This window comes from Kitasatospora sp. McL0602, assembly GCF_052076145.1.
In the GTDB taxonomy this organism is placed as follows: Bacteria; Actinomycetota; Actinomycetes; order Streptomycetales; family Streptomycetaceae; genus Kitasatospora.
In genome coordinates this window covers 6690019-6703255 of record NZ_CP197246.1, presented here as the reverse complement: position 1 = coordinate 6703255, position 13237 = coordinate 6690019, and the positions used below count along the sequence as shown (strand labels likewise).

The window sequence follows — 13237 nt, the reverse complement described above, 5'->3', positions numbered from 1 at the left end:
GGGTATGTGCCGAGCTTGCTCCGGTAGCGATCCGGCTACGGCATGGGCAGCCTTCAAAGCTCGGGTGGAAGAACTCGGCGGGACAGTCGTCGAGCCGGAGTGGCTGGGGAAGGACAAGCGTCACCGGGTGATTTGCAGGAACGGCCACCCCAGCAAGCCCCGGCCCGGCTACGTGCGCAGTGGTGGGGGCATCTGTTCAGTGTGCTCCGGGAATGATCCGGCCACAGCATGGGCAGCGTTCAAGGCCCGGGTAGAAGAACTCGGCGGGACAGTCGTCGAGACAAAATGGCTGGGGAAGGCAGCACAGCACCGCGTCATCTGTAAGAACGGCCACCCCTTCACACCCACGCCGAACAACATGCGCAGCGGCACCGGCCGATGCCTCAAGTGTGTCGGCATTGATCCCGGCGCATGTTGGGCGTGGTTCAAGGCGCGGGTGGAAGAACTCGGCGGGACAGTCGTCGAGCCGGCATGGCGAGGAGACGGAGTTGAGCATCGGCTGATCTGCCGTGCTGGTCACCAGGGCAAGACCATCCCCAGCGGTGTCAAGCAGGGGCAAGGCATCTGCCGACGATGCGCCGGCAAGGTGTGGGACGTGTTCTACATCGTGCAGGACACGGAACGTGTGAAGTTCGGAATCACCTCCGGTGACCCACGTCCCCGCCTGCGAGCCCACGCCGCAGACGGGTACACGACACAGGTGCTTGTCGCCCCCAACCTTCCCGGCGACTTCGCACCCAACTTGGAATCCTTCATACGCTTCGCCCTCGCCGACGAGGATGTGAAGGCAGTGCGAGGACGGGAGTACTTCCCGATCTCCGCCACTCCGCTGATCCTCTCCATCGTCGAACAGCAGCTCCGTGAAATCGGGCGCTGAGTAAATGCCGGAGGGCCTTCGCTTGCAGGGTCGAGCGCTCGGCCGTCGTCCACCATCGTGCAGTGAAGGCCCGGGGCCGGTACGGACGCCATGTGCCCGTCGGCATTCTGGTCGCTACAGCCAGCTTCGAATCAGTGGCAGCGCTACTGCGGGCTTTCGACCGTAGTCTGGACGTTGGTCGTTATACCGGCGGAGATGCCTTATTCCTCGCGTGTCGTATTCCTCGACCACCGAGTGGCCGACCCTGGACGGTTAGTGGCGGGCGCTTACAGGTCCGAGGAGATGTCGACCTTGCCGGTACTCCCGGGGTTGCGGCATGAACAAGTCACCGTCGCCCCGCTGCCAGCACCCGCCCCGCACCCGTCTCTCCGCCCGGCCTCGTTGCTCTCGCCGTCCTCGTGTCGACCACAACAGAGGCGAAGCTTGGGCTGCCCGTCCGGACCGGCCCCCGTCATGGCGGTCGCCACCGCCGCGGTGTGGTGATAAGTCAGGCCCATGGGGCTCCGGGCCTTCGGGCGCGGAGAGTGTCCGGCCGCCGGCCGGCCTCCCCGGAACCACTCCTTATTCGTTGGTGAGCATGCTGGTCAGGATGCTCATGGTGACGGGGTCGATAGTGCCCTCACCACCCCTTCTCGCCCCGATCCACCGGTGGAAGGCCTGTGTTCTGCGGGTTGCCACTGCGTCGGCGGTCACCCCTTCAGGGAGAAGTTGCTCGTCCTCGGGGGCGATCAGCCGATAGGGGCTGCTCTTGAGGACCGTGAGGTCGCCGTCCTGGTCGGCCGAACTCACCAGAACGCGGGTCTCCCAGCTGTAGGCGCCGTCACGGCCTTGCAGCTCGAACAGTGACAGCGAGGTCTGCCCGGCGCTGTCGGTCTCAGTGTTGCTCAGCTCCTCGTCCACGAGCAGCCAGCGGGCCGTCGCGGTGTACCAGGTGTGCCCGTCGATCTCGTAGGCCCTCGGGTCCTCGACCCGGGCGAGGATGGCGCTGAACTGGACGCCGTGCCGCAGGCCGCGCTCGCTGCCTGGCTTGTCGGCCAACAGCTCGTCCGAGATCCGGCTCTGCAGGCTGGCTATCCGCCCCCGGCGGGCGATGTTGGCGAGGCGCTCGGGGGTGCTCAGCATGGCCCTGATCTGCTTGTCGGTGATGTCGGTTTTCCGTGCGAACCTGGCGAGGACGCCGTCGAGGGAGGTGTAAAGGGTGAACCGGCCACCCAAGTCCTTTATGTCCTCGGCTAGTTGCGCTGGCCAATTCGTCCCGTCGCCGAAGTCCTCGGTGTTGTTGCTGACGAAGTAGACGTGCTCGGTGGGGTTGGCCTTGGCATACTCGATCGCGGTCAGCCAGATCAGGGCGTCCCTGCTGCCGGTCTTGTGCTTGCCGCTGTTCACAGTCTTGCAGGGTGCGATGAGGTTGGCTTCGCGGAACATCGCCTGCTTGTGGGTGTCCGTACTGGTCTCGATGGTCTCGGCGAGGGCGGAGTACTGGTACCGCCAGTACTCGCGGACCTTCTCCGGCGCCGTGGGGACGGGGGCTGGCACGGGAGCCCAAGGGGTGGCCTTGCGCAGCGCCTCCATCGAGGCGGCGGCGGCCTTGAACTTTGCGTCGTGGAGGAGGAACTGCTGGGCGGCCAGCTCTTCCAGAACGATCCAGGGCGCTGCGACGCGTTCGACCTTGGACTTGGTGAGCACGCGCAGGAGTTCGGCGTCCGGCCCCCGGAGTGACACGCCCTTGAGGATATTGGAGTCCAAGATGATCAACGCGGTTCTCCTGCTTAACTCCGGCTGTTCGTAGGGGAGATCATATTGCGCTGCCATCAAGGACAGCGCGGGCATCCCGGATGCCTGGGCGAAGGCGCCCTCGACGGCGTCCCGTTCCGCGCTGCGGGCGGTGAGTTCGACCGAGCCGAGCTGACTCCCTCCCCCGGGACGCTGGCGCCAGATGGGCAACTCACGGTAGATGCAGTGCTCCAAGTTGCTTCCAGCGCAACATCGTTGCATCGGTCTCGGCCGCCCTGTCAGGAACGCCCACCGGGGGACCGGCCTTGGCCGGTCCCGATGCAAGCGCCACTCACGGTCATGCGCAGCGCATGTCGGACGTTGTGACCGGTGCAATACTCCTCGTTACATGAGATAGATGCCAGCGAACGACCCGTCGAATCCCAAGGCCGTGAGACCCTCGTCGGTGGTGGTGTAGTTGGTCCACTGCGGGTTGTCGAGCATGGCGTCGAAGTCCGCCCGGGTGATCTCGGGCTCTGGCCACTGGTTTCCGCAGCGGCAGCGGATATGCACGTGGCGACCCTTGTTGATGAGGAGCCAGTCGCGGCGGCCCTGGCAAGCCGAGCAGATGACGGGGATGCCGCCGAGGGCCAGTTCGTCCGGGTGGTTGAGGCAGCGGGCAGCGCTCGGCCCCGTCGGGGGCTGTGTCTGGAGTTCCAATTGGAGCAGCGGGTCGGTTCCGGTGGTGGCGGTCGGCGCGGGTGCCGGCTGTGTCTGGTTGTCGGTCGTTCTGAGCACGAGCGTCATCTCCCGAGTGGGCTCCGGCTGTCCATGCGTAACAGCTGGTGGAAAGGGTTGTCCAGGGTTTTGATCCGGTCCGGCAGGCCGGTGGTCGGCCTGCCGGACCGGAGGTCAGCGTCGTGGGGCGCGGCGCTGCTCGGGTGCGGTTGGGCGGGTGGTGGCCGGCGGGGTGGGCCTGGCGGCGGGTTGTCCTGGTGAGGTCTTGGTGCGGCTGGTGGCGAGCGGTGTGCTGCGGGGTGCGTCGGGGTGAGCGGGGAGCTTGGCGAGTCGGCGTATTCGCCAGACGAGGACGTCGGGAACGTCCTGGGCGGTTGCCAGTTCGCGCAGGACGATGGCCTCGTTGAGCAGGGCCTGGGGGTCGTGGCCGGCCTGCTCGGCTTGGGCGAGGGCGGCGGCCAGGGCATCCCAGGTCGGTTCGTGGCCGGTCTGCGCGGTGGTGGGCAGTGCGGCTCGGATGGTGGCGTCGTGGCGGCGGCGCTCGGGATCGGTCAGGGCTCGGCCTTGCTCTCGCATGGTCTGCAGGGGTGTGGTGGCGGCTTGGCGGTAGGCAGCGCGCAGGTGTTGGGCGGTCTGGCGGGAGGCTGCGGCCTGCTGGGCGTGGCCTCGGGCGGAGTGCCAGCGGGCGGCGGCCAGGGCGACGAGGACCAGGGTCGACAGGAGCATCGCGGTGGTGCCGCCGTCTTCGCCTCGGCCGAGCGCTCCGCCGGCCTGAATGATGCCCCGGGCGGCCGAGCGCAGGGCTCGGCTGTCGCTCCCTTCGGCCCGGACGTGGGACCGGGTGGCGCGTTCGAAGGTACGGGCGGCGGCTGCCAGTTCGGCGCGGGTGCCAACGGGCGAGGTCTGGGCGACGGCATCGACCAGCTCTCCGATGCCGACGAGCTGAGCCGACCCTTCGTCGTCGTCCGCGTCGAGGCGGGTGGCGGCGTATTCGGCAGCCTGGGTGGCGTTGCGGCGGGCGTTCGCTGGCGGAGACCAGCGCCGTGGTGTTCCGGGGGCCGGGTCCGGGTCTGCCGTGGCGGGACCAGCGGCCAGCCGCTGACGGATCTTTGGTAGGGAGAGGTCGGGGGCGAGGGTGGAGCCCGCGAACCAGATCGGCGCCGCCTCCTTGTTGCGGTCACCGGGCAAGGCGACGGTGTAGCCGAGCACGTCGCCGGACGGTGCGTGCCGCATCTTGACCCGCAGGCCCGCCTCCCGCAGACGGGTGAAGAACTCCTCCTCGCTCGCGGCTCCGGCCATGGCCTGGCGGACGGCTGCGTGGAGTGTCTCGCGCGGGGTCTCGGTGCGGCCGACCCGTTCGGCCTTGAACCACTCAGCGCTGGTCGGCTTCTTGGCGGCGGTGCCGTCGCCGGGGTTGAGCTGACGCAGGCCCATCTCCTTCTCGATGAGGCGGCATTCGGCCTGGGCCTTCTTCTTGTCGTAGTTCACGCGGGGGCGGCGCAGGTCGCCTTTGACCATGGTGGCGAGGATGTGGATGTGGTCGTCGGCGTGACGGACGGCGACCCAGCGGCAGCCGTCCGGGTCGCCTTCGGGTGCGAGGTTGACAGCGTGGACCAGGCGGCGGGCGATGGTGCCCCACTCGGTGTCGGTGAGGTGGCGGTCGCCGGGGTCGGTGCGGACCGAGCAGTGCCAGACATGTTCGGCCGGGGCTTGGGATCCCGCTTGCTTGACGCGCAGGTCGAGGGCGGCGGCGAGGCGGGTGAGGGTGGCTTGGGGGTCGCGGCCGGGGTCGGGGGCGAAGTCGCCGTCCCAGGATCCGACGAGGTGGGGGTCGGTGTGTTCGTCGCGTTTGCCGGGGCCGTAGAGGTAGGCGAGCAGTCCGCGGGTGTTGGAGCCTCGTCGGATCTTGGGGACCATCAGGTGCGCTTCTTCACGAGGGCCTCGGCCGCGTCGTCGATACGGACCAGGGTGCGGGTCAGGGCGGTCAGAGTGTGGTCGAGTTCGCCGGGGCGGGCCTGGCCGCCGGCGTTGTAGATGTAGGCGATCTGGTTGACGTTGGTGCCGACGCGGGAAATCTGGGTACGCAGGGCGGCCAGCTCGTCGATGGCGGCGTCGAGTTGCTCGTTGGGCTTGAGACCGGCGGATCCGCGGGCGGCAGCGAGGCCAGCGGCGGCGAGGTAGCCGGAGGGGTACAGGCCGACGCTTTTGGCGGCGGCGGTGATCTCGGCTTTCTCGTCGGCGGTCAGGCGGGAAGCGATGACGTCTTCGCGGTGGGTGGGCTGGTAGGCGCGGCGGCGCGGGGTGCGGTCGGGGAACGCGGCCTCGCTGGCGGGCGACGCGTCGGGATCGGCGACTGCTTCTCCCTTCCGTGGCACCCCCTGGTGCCCCTGGTTCTGCTGGTCCCCGGGCGCCCTCGCCTGGGGACCAGCAGAGCCGTCCTCACCCCCCTGGGTGAGGACGCCCGCATTGGATGGCCCGTAGGGGTATCCAATGCGACAACTTGCTCCGCCAGGAGCTGTCATGGGGTCACGGTCCGGTCCAGCCGTGGTGCCCACCTGGTCCTCGACGGTCACTGGCTCGTCTCGGCTTCCTTCTGGTGGATGTCGCGCAGGACCTCCTCGATCCAGTCCATGGCCAGAACCGGGTGAAGGAGGGTCCACGGGTGGCTGTGTCGGCGTCGTTGCACCGTCCAGGTGGCATCGGAACCGGATTCGGCGTGGTGGAGGTGTCCGTGCTGGTGCAGAACGGCGAGCCAGGTGTCCACCTCGGCCGGGGTTGCGGGGGTCGTACGCATGACGGTGCTCTCCGGTTGACTGGAGGAGGTCGTGGGAGTGGGGGTCCGGGGCGGGTGACCGACCAGGGTGTCCGGTTCGGTCACCCGCCCGTCCGGGGTGTCCGGTCAGGGTCGGGGGCCGATGACCGGCTGTCCGTGCTGCTCACGGAGCTGGGCCATCAGCTGGCTGAGGGTGTCGTTGGACAGCGGGATCTTCTGACCGCGGATCGCCTGGGCGACCACTTTGCGGGTCAGCTTGTCCTCCGCCCTGACCGCTGTCCGGGCGATCTCCAGCAGTTCCTCGGTATCCGGGTCACCCTCCCGGTCACTGACCGACCGGGTGCCCGAATCACTGACCGGCGACGAGGTGACTGGCCGGTCAGTGACCGGCGCGGCGCTGACCGGGCGGGCGCTGTCCGACTGTCCGCCCAGCTCGGGGGCCTGGGACACCTCTTCGCGGTGACCGGTCGGAGCAGTGGTGTCCGGGCCGTAGTTGGCCGTCGGCGTGCCGGCCCCCGGCGCTGTCCGGGTGTCCGGCTGCTGCTTGTCCAGCGGCAGTCGGGGCCGGTCGCTGTCCTGGCCGGCTGACCGGGTCAGCGCGGTGACCGGCTGACCGGTGCTGACCTGATCGGGCTGCGGCTGGTGCTGTCCGGCTCGGTCGGTCCGGGGGACCGCGATGTACTCCGGCTGACCGGAGTTGCTGGGCTGTCCGAGGCCGCCCCGGTCACTGTCATTGACCGGGCCCCGGGCGATGAGGATGTAGAGGTGGACGGCTCCGGCCAGGGCTAGCGGGGCGAGGGTGGACAGGACGGCGACGACCGTGTCGCCGAGCCGCAGTCCGGCGACCGAGGTGCTCTGCTCGTTGAGCCGGACCGCGTGCAGGGCGTTGGCCCAGATGCTGGCGGCGGTGGCCACCGCGAAGAGCGCCCACACGTAGAAGCGGGCGCGCAGCGGGGCGGCGCGCAGGACGAGCAGGGCCCGGACGCCGTAGGCGATGAATCCGTCGATTACCAGGGGGAAGAGGTAGGTCAAGGGGCCCCGGACGTGGATGGCGACGGCCATCTGCTGGAGGGCGTCGTACGACAGGGCGCACCCCGCCCCGCCGAGGAGGATGACGACCGCGCGGTCCCAGCCGGTGATCTGCGCCGTGTGCGGCGCTGCCGCGGTGCTCACGCCGCCGTCCCGAAGTCGTCGCGGCCGAGGTGCTCGGCCCCGGTCCCTGGGAGCGCGGTGGCGTTCCCCGCGGCCTGCTGCCGGTCCCGGTTGCGGATGGCGCGGCGGATCTCGCGGTACAGCTTCTGGGCGTGCTCCTCGCTGAACTTCAGGAGCCAGGCGAGTCGCTCGGCGCTGAGGCCGTGGTGGTAAGCGGCCAGGACGACCGCTTCCCGCTCGGCGCCGGTGAGGTGGACGTCGCGCCCGGCGATGGTCGCGTTGACGCGGGAGTACTCCAGGCGGCGGGCCGACTTCTTGTGCAGCGGCGCGCGCTCTTCCTCGGTCAGCCCGCCCCGGATGCCGTCGGTGTCGCCGCTCTCCAGGGCGGCGTCCAGGCAGTTCTGGCTGACCGGGCACTGGCCGCACAGCGACTTGGCGGCGGCGATCGCCTCGGTCTCATCGGGTTCCGGGAAGAAGATCTCCGGATCGACCGGGTTGTGCTCGGTCGGCAGGCAGACGGACCGGTCCTGCCAGGTGTGGTCACCGAGCGAGCGGTGGCGGGCAGGGGTGATCGTCGTGGTGGTCATGCGGGGTTGCTCCGATCGCTCTCCGCGCGCAGTGGGCGTCGGCGGAGGGGTGCGCTGGGTCGGGAGGTGCGGGTCGGCGCGCTGGGGGCGCGGCCCGGCGGGGCGGCCTGCGGCAGGTCAGGCTGCGGTACGGAAGCGTCTGCGGTCGACGGGCTCGAAGGTGACCTGGGTGGTCATCTGCCGAAGCCTGGAGGTGACGCGGTCGCCGAGGTAGTTCCGGAGGTCTTCGATCGCCAGGTTGGTGGTGATCAGCGTCGGGAGCATGTGGTTGTACCGGCGGTCGATCAGCCGGTAGGTCTGCTCCTCGGTCCACTCCGTCGCCTTCGCCGCGCCGAGGTCGTCGAGGATCAGCAGCGGGCAACGGCCGTGGGCCTCCAGCACGCGTTCGCTGTCCGTGTCGGAGCCGGGCCGGAGCTTGGCGTAGAGGTCGGCGGCGGTGGTCGCGCGCCAGCGGACCCCGATGCCGGCCTCGACGAGGTGCCGGACCGCGCCGTACGCCTGGTGCGTTTTGCCGGCGCCGACGACCCCGGCCATCAGCAGGCTGGGGCCGGTGGCGACCTGCCGCCGGGCTCCCCTGCTGGGGGCGACGGCCTCGCGGGCGACCTGGCTGGTCCAGGCCAGGACCTTCGGGTGGTCGGCCACCGCGTCCTGGTAACGCGGGGGCATTCCGGCGGACAGGGCTGCCAGGGCCGAGTACGGCTCGGGCTCGTCCGCTACGGCGGCGACGGCGGCCGGGGAGATGCCCCGGGCGGCCAGGATCCGGGCCATCCGGTCGAGGGTGCCCTCGCCGAGCCGCTGCGGTTCGCGGTTGCGGGTGCGCATCACAGCTCCTCGGCGTAGGCGGCGACGGCGTTGACCGGGTTGGTCCATGCCTGGTGAGCGGGCACGTTAGGCCGAAATCCCGGCCGCGCCAAACCGGCAGAGCGTGAGTTCATGGCCTCGTTGACCATGCTGGTCAGCACGCTCGGGTGCTTGGGGTTGGCGGCGAAGTTCTGCAGCCCGGCCCGGATGTGCTCCGGGCCGATGCCCTCGGCCAGGAGGTTCTTGACGGTCCGGCCCAGGTGGCCGATCACGTCGTTCGGCGGCCGTTCCCCGCAGGCCGCGACGTACTCGCCGATCAGCTGGTTGGCCGAGACGGGGGCGTCGGGCGCTGTGCGCCCCGTAGGGAAAGAAGATCCAGGATCCAAGATCCTAGATCCAGGCGCCGAGCCCTCGCCGAGGGTTCGGGGAGGAGTCGGGGAGCCCTCGGCGAAAACCTTCTGACCTGCCGTTTTGCTGGGCTTCTGCGCGGGTCCTGCATCGATGGTGACCAGGGTGTCCTGCACCGCGGCGGCCTGCTCGGTGGTGGGTGCGGAATGGGCCGGAGAGGGCTGCGAGGGCAGATCGAGGACTCCCCGAGGGTTCGGCGAAGCCTCGGGGATTGCTCCGGAAGGAGTCGCCGAGAGCTCCTCGCGGCGGGTGCACGGCCCCTTGCAGGTGCCGCAGCGCTCGGGTGCGTGATGCGGGCAGGCGGGCAGTCTGGACAGGCTCGGCTTGTCGATCTTCTGGTGCTTGAACCAGTTGGGGTAGTGGAAGTACCGCTTCCCGTCGCAGCCCGTGTACCGGCAGATTCCCCCCTCGGCCTCGAGCTGCTGGAGGTGGTCCTCGACGTGCACCGGCGTGATCTCGCCCCGCATCGGCCAGATAAGCCCGCAGGCAATCGCCGCGTTGTCCTTGTGGCGGCCGTGGTCGTCGGCGTGGTTCGTCATGGCGAGAAAGGTGACCATGGCCGGGATGCTCACCGCGTTGAGCGTGTCGGAGGTCCAGGTCTCTGGCTTGACCGGTCGGATGCGCGACATGTCAGCGCCCCCGACCGGCTGCGGCGAGGTCGCTGCTGGGGGTGAGGGTCACGGTGGCGATGTCGAGGGTGTGGGCCTGGCTCCAGTCGGTGGTCGGCCAGACCCGCAGGACCCAGCGGGCCGCGATCTTGGCCCTGGTCCGACTCAGCACTATCGCCTCCCCGGTCGCGTCGGTCGCCCGTGGGTGCACCGCGGGCCACCGCTTGGCCGGGTCCGCACAGCTGACGCGGACGGTGGCCGCACCGGGGATCATGTCGGTGAGCGGGGCGGCAAGGCGGTGCTGGCGGTCGGTGTCCGGGCAGGCCGGGGTTCCGCTCGGCATGGCGAGCATGCGAAACTCCTTGTTTGTAGGAGCGCGGTGCGGCGGTTCTCGTCGAAAAGCCCCGCCGCCCGCGAGTTGTGAATTGGCCCCTTCGGGGTGCCGACCCCGGTGTCCAGGAGTTGGTAGCTCCTGGACACCGGTCTCATTTCGCCCGTGCGCGTGCCGGGCAGTCTCCGCGATAGCTCCCTCCCGCGCCTTCCGCGCAGATCCTTCCTTGATCGTCGGTCGGCCGGATGGCCATATGCAGACGGGTCAGGAAAGGCAACGCCGTAGTAGGGCAGCGTCCGGCTCGAATGAGATGGTTCGCCACCTGCCCAAAATGGCCAAATGCAGCGGGCAGCAGGCCGTCGTTCAGCGCAACGCCTCCACGTAGCATCCGGAAGCCAGCTCACGGGTCACCAAATTCCCCATCATGAGGGCTCATTGCGGTTCGGACAGGCGAAAGCGGCCCCGAGAGAGGACTCCCTCCCCCTTAGGGGAATCTCGCCGAGCAGCGGAGTCAGCACTAATCGGACACGCTTCCCACCTTTACCGTCACGCTAAATCCTCCGCCGGTCATTCGATGCCGAGGGCCGGGGCCCGAGCGCCGGAGGATTCATCGTAGGCCACATCAACCGCCCTGCGAGTGTTAGGCGTATCACCGGAAGGCGCCTGCCGGAACATCTGTTCCGGCAGGCACTTTCCGGCTAGATCTCTCGGCTTGAATGTCTAACCTGGATATAAATCAACGAATTCTCGGAGGTGATCTCCTATGGCGCTCAGAGCCGCGGAAGATGCGGTGAGCACACCGGCAGGAGAGCTCATGGGTCTGGCCGGGCTTCTCCGCGCCTGGCGCGTGGGAGCGGGCGAGATGCTCGGCCTGGGAAAGGCCGTATCGCAGGCAGAGGTGGCGCATGCGGCGGGGATGAGTGAGCGCTGGTATCGGGAGTTGGAGCGGGGAGCCACCCCCCGGCTCGACCGGGACACGCTGGAACGCCTCGCAGAAGCACTTCGTCTGGGATCGGACGAGAGGCTGACGCTCTTCTACTACACCGTCGGCGGTGTGCCGCTGGCCCGGAGCAGCCCGATCGGCGACACCCCCGCGAACCGCGCGCTCCACCTGCTCGTGGAGCAGCAGATGCCGCGCCCGGCCTACCTCAGCGATGCCGCATGGAGCATCGTCGGTTACAACCAGGCGATGGCGGACTGGTTTCCGTGGGTTCTCGAGCCAGGGGCGAACCTCATCCGTTGGGCCCTGCTGAATCCCGACGCGCGCCGACAGCTGGTGGGCTGGGAAGGCCATGCGCGCATCTACCTGGCGATGATGCGCCAGGCCCTCGCACGGCTCCCCCAAGACCTGGCCCTCACAGCGCTGTTGAACGAAGCCCTGACGGATCCGGATTGCCACCGCTACTGGCACGAAGGACCCGCCGTTGTGACCTATCGCGACGGCCACCACTTCCGGCTGAGCATCCCGCAGTTCGCCCCGGCCGAGATCAACGTCGTCTCTCAGGTGCTCATCCCCTCCAGCTACCCGGACCTGCGCTTCGTCGTCATCTCCTGGCTCAGCAGTGAACACGAACCAGGCAACGAGGCCCCACCGGCCTAACCCGCGCCGCCCAAGAGAAACCGGAGGCGACATCATGCGCTTTCTCCCGGCCCCAACGCCGCCACCCTACGGAACCGTATCGAATCTCGATGAGGCCATCGCCCTGGCCGGCCCCGACGCAATCGAACTGACCGAGCTCAGCGCCAGCGCAGGTCAGCGCTTTCACCTGACTCTCGCCCCGGACACTGGGACGGTGATCTGGGCCAACCGCCAGGCTGACGGCAGCTGGGTGACGGCGGAAGTGACCGCCGAAGAGGCCATCACCTGTCTACCGCCACCGGTCTCCCAAGAGGAAACCCGGGAATACCTCCTCCTATTGCATTCATCGCTCTCAACCGGCAAGGGGTCAATTCCCGCTCGTATCGACGAGACCATTGACATCTATCAACGCCGAATAGCCAACCTCAGCGCTTTGAAAGATGCCCTCACTATCGATGAACAAGGGCTCTGATCCCCGACTCGGACTGCACACGGGAATCCAAATCCGGAGGCCTGGCGTTGCGCCGACCGGCATGGAGAGGCAGGCTGATTCGGGTGAGGACCCGCAGCGTACTCATCGTCCTTTTCGAAGGACTCGCGTCACTCGACGTCTCCGGCCCGTTGAACGTCTTCGCCGGGGCGAACCGCCTGATGCAGAGCCCATCCGGCCGGACCCCCTACTCGATCGTGACCGCGGGGCCAGGGGGCAAGCCGGTGCGCACGGCCTGGGGCCTCCACCTGACACCCGACATCGACCTCGACTCTGCGGAGGCACCGCACACCCTCCTGGTCCCCGGGGGCTTGCCCGATCCGCAGGGAGAGGTCGCCCTCGACACAGACGTCGTCGCCTGGCTTCGCCAGTACGCACCCGGAGCGAAGCGGGTCGTCTCGATCTGCAGCGGGACCTTCCTGCTCGCCGAAGCCGGGCTCCTGACCGACCGACACGTCACCGCGCACTGGGCCCAGGCCGCCAAGCTCGCGGCAGAACAGCCCTCGACCCGCGTGAGCCCCGATCCCATCTTCATCCGGGACGGCCACATCTCCACATCGGCCGGCGCACTCAGCGGCATCGACCTCGCTCTCAACATCGTCGAGGAAGACCTCGGACGGGACGTGGCCCAGACCATCGCCCGATACTTGGTCGTCTTCCTACGCCGCCCCGGGAACCAGAACCAGCTCAGCACTCAACTCCTGACACAACTCGCGAGCCGACCCTCCGTACGCGAGGTACAGCACTGGATCGCCGATCACCCCACCGAAGACCTCTCCGTAGAGGCACTCGCGAAGCGCGCCCACCTCTCCCCCAGACAGTTCACCCGCGCCTTCACCGCGGAGACCGGCACGTCCCCCGGCCGGTTCGTCGACCAGACCCGGCTGGAGACCGCACGCCGCCTACTGGATGAGACGGACGAGAGCATCGAACACGTCGCCCGAGCAAGCGGGTACCCCAGCTCAGAGGCCATGCGCCGAGCCTTTCAACGGACCCTCAGTCTCTCCCCGGCGCGATACCGGCGCGCGGGTGAGGTTCGACGAGTGTGATTGCACGTCACCATGCCGTGCACCGGGTCGTCTCGGCGACCCGACCGACGCTGCTGCTGCTGCTGCCGACGGTCGAGACCCGGACAACCGGGCGCGTTACGACCTGCGCCAGGCCGAGTGCGAGGCCGACG

At 68.8% G+C, this 13237-nt stretch carries 14 protein-coding genes; 4 read left to right on the top strand and 10 right to left on the bottom strand.

The genetic code is table 11. The features are described 5' to 3' along the window. Positions 1-64 precede the first annotated feature (64 nt). Positions 65-877, top strand: a complete 813-nt coding sequence (locus ACR68M_RS30440; protein ID WP_441247362.1) for a hypothetical protein — start codon at positions 65-67, stop codon at positions 875-877. A gap of 561 nt (positions 878-1438) precedes the next feature. Here the strand turns inward: ACR68M_RS30440 and ACR68M_RS30435 are convergent. From ACR68M_RS30435 to ACR68M_RS30390, 10 genes are all read right to left on the bottom strand, one after another. Beyond that, positions 1439-2689, bottom strand: coding sequence for a PIN domain-containing protein (locus ACR68M_RS30435; RefSeq protein ID WP_441251755.1), 1251 nt, complete (start codon positions 2687-2689; stop codon positions 1439-1441). Between the two features lie 306 nt (positions 2690-2995). After that, positions 2996-3397, bottom strand: a complete 402-nt coding sequence (locus ACR68M_RS30430; protein WP_441247361.1) for a hypothetical protein — start codon at positions 3395-3397, stop codon at positions 2996-2998. 105 nt (positions 3398-3502) lie between these two features. After that, a complete protein-coding gene (locus tag ACR68M_RS30425; protein WP_441247360.1) occupies positions 3503-5245 on the bottom strand; it encodes a relaxase/mobilization nuclease domain-containing protein in 1743 nt (580 codons plus the stop codon). After that, positions 5245-5703: a plasmid mobilization protein gene (locus ACR68M_RS30420; protein WP_441247359.1), complete on the bottom strand. Its 459-nt coding sequence runs from the start codon at positions 5701-5703 to the stop codon at positions 5245-5247. Before ACR68M_RS30420 ends, ACR68M_RS30425 begins: the two co-directional genes overlap by 1 nt. Before the next feature lie 194 nt (positions 5704-5897). Beyond that, positions 5898-6122, bottom strand: a complete 225-nt coding sequence (locus ACR68M_RS30415) for a hypothetical protein (RefSeq protein WP_441247358.1) — start codon at positions 6120-6122, stop codon at positions 5898-5900. 105 nt (positions 6123-6227) lie between these two features. Beyond that, on the bottom strand, positions 6228-7274 hold the full coding sequence (locus ACR68M_RS30410; protein WP_441247357.1) for a DUF2637 domain-containing protein: 1047 nt from the start codon (positions 7272-7274) through the stop codon (positions 6228-6230). Further along, positions 7271-7840: a WhiB family transcriptional regulator gene (locus ACR68M_RS30405; protein ID WP_441247356.1), complete on the bottom strand. Its 570-nt coding sequence runs from the start codon at positions 7838-7840 to the stop codon at positions 7271-7273. The genes ACR68M_RS30410 and ACR68M_RS30405 overlap by 4 nt, the downstream gene beginning before the upstream one ends. Before the next feature lie 117 nt (positions 7841-7957). Next, complete coding sequence (locus ACR68M_RS30400; RefSeq protein ID WP_441247355.1) at positions 7958-8662, bottom strand: ATP-binding protein; 705 nt, start codon at positions 8660-8662, stop codon at positions 7958-7960. After that, positions 8662-9678, bottom strand: coding sequence for a hypothetical protein (locus ACR68M_RS30395; RefSeq protein ID WP_441247354.1), 1017 nt, complete (start codon positions 9676-9678; stop codon positions 8662-8664). The genes ACR68M_RS30400 and ACR68M_RS30395 overlap by 1 nt, the downstream gene beginning before the upstream one ends. A 1-nt stretch (position 9679) precedes the next feature. Further along, entirely contained in the window at positions 9680-10009 is a 330-nt protein-coding gene (locus ACR68M_RS30390; protein ID WP_441247353.1) for a transcriptional regulator, read from the bottom strand. A gap of 742 nt (positions 10010-10751) precedes the next feature. Between ACR68M_RS30390 and ACR68M_RS30385 the strand changes: the two genes are divergently transcribed. The 3 genes from ACR68M_RS30385 (at position 10752) to ACR68M_RS30375 (ending at position 13106) form a co-directional block, all read left to right on the top strand. Further along, positions 10752-11588: a helix-turn-helix transcriptional regulator gene (locus ACR68M_RS30385; protein ID WP_441247352.1), complete on the top strand. Its 837-nt coding sequence runs from the start codon at positions 10752-10754 to the stop codon at positions 11586-11588. 34 nt (positions 11589-11622) lie between these two features. Continuing rightward, positions 11623-12039, top strand: a complete 417-nt coding sequence (locus ACR68M_RS30380) for a hypothetical protein (protein WP_441247351.1) — start codon at positions 11623-11625, stop codon at positions 12037-12039. An 83-nt stretch (positions 12040-12122) separates the two neighbouring features. After that, entirely contained in the window at positions 12123-13106 is a 984-nt protein-coding gene (locus tag ACR68M_RS30375) for a GlxA family transcriptional regulator (RefSeq protein ID WP_441251754.1), read from the top strand. The last annotated feature ends 131 nt before the right edge of the window (positions 13107-13237 follow it).

Excerpts from the sequence above, each read along its gene's own strand:
- ACR68M_RS30435 (WP_441251755.1), bottom strand. The coding sequence starts at position 2,689 with ATGGCAGCGCAATATGATCTCCCCTACGAACAGCCGGAGTTAAGCAGG.
- ACR68M_RS30430 (WP_441247361.1), bottom strand. The coding sequence starts at position 3,397 with ATGACGCTCGTGCTCAGAACGACCGACAACCAGACACAGCCGGCACCC.
- ACR68M_RS30425 (WP_441247360.1), bottom strand. The coding sequence starts at position 5,245 with ATGGTCCCCAAGATCCGACGAGGCTCCAACACCCGCGGACTGCTCGCC.
- ACR68M_RS30415 (WP_441247358.1), bottom strand. The coding sequence starts at position 6,122 with ATGCGTACGACCCCCGCAACCCCGGCCGAGGTGGACACCTGGCTCGCC.
- ACR68M_RS30405 (WP_441247356.1), bottom strand. The coding sequence starts at position 7,840 with ATGACCACCACGACGATCACCCCTGCCCGCCACCGCTCGCTCGGTGAC.
- ACR68M_RS30400 (WP_441247355.1), bottom strand. The coding sequence starts at position 8,662 with ATGCGCACCCGCAACCGCGAACCGCAGCGGCTCGGCGAGGGCACCCTC.
- ACR68M_RS30395 (WP_441247354.1), bottom strand. The coding sequence starts at position 9,678 with ATGTCGCGCATCCGACCGGTCAAGCCAGAGACCTGGACCTCCGACACG.
- ACR68M_RS30390 (WP_441247353.1), bottom strand. The coding sequence starts at position 10,009 with ATGCTCGCCATGCCGAGCGGAACCCCGGCCTGCCCGGACACCGACCGC.
- ACR68M_RS30385 (WP_441247352.1), top strand. The coding sequence starts at position 10,752 with ATGGCGCTCAGAGCCGCGGAAGATGCGGTGAGCACACCGGCAGGAGAG.
- ACR68M_RS30380 (WP_441247351.1), top strand. The coding sequence starts at position 11,623 with ATGCGCTTTCTCCCGGCCCCAACGCCGCCACCCTACGGAACCGTATCG.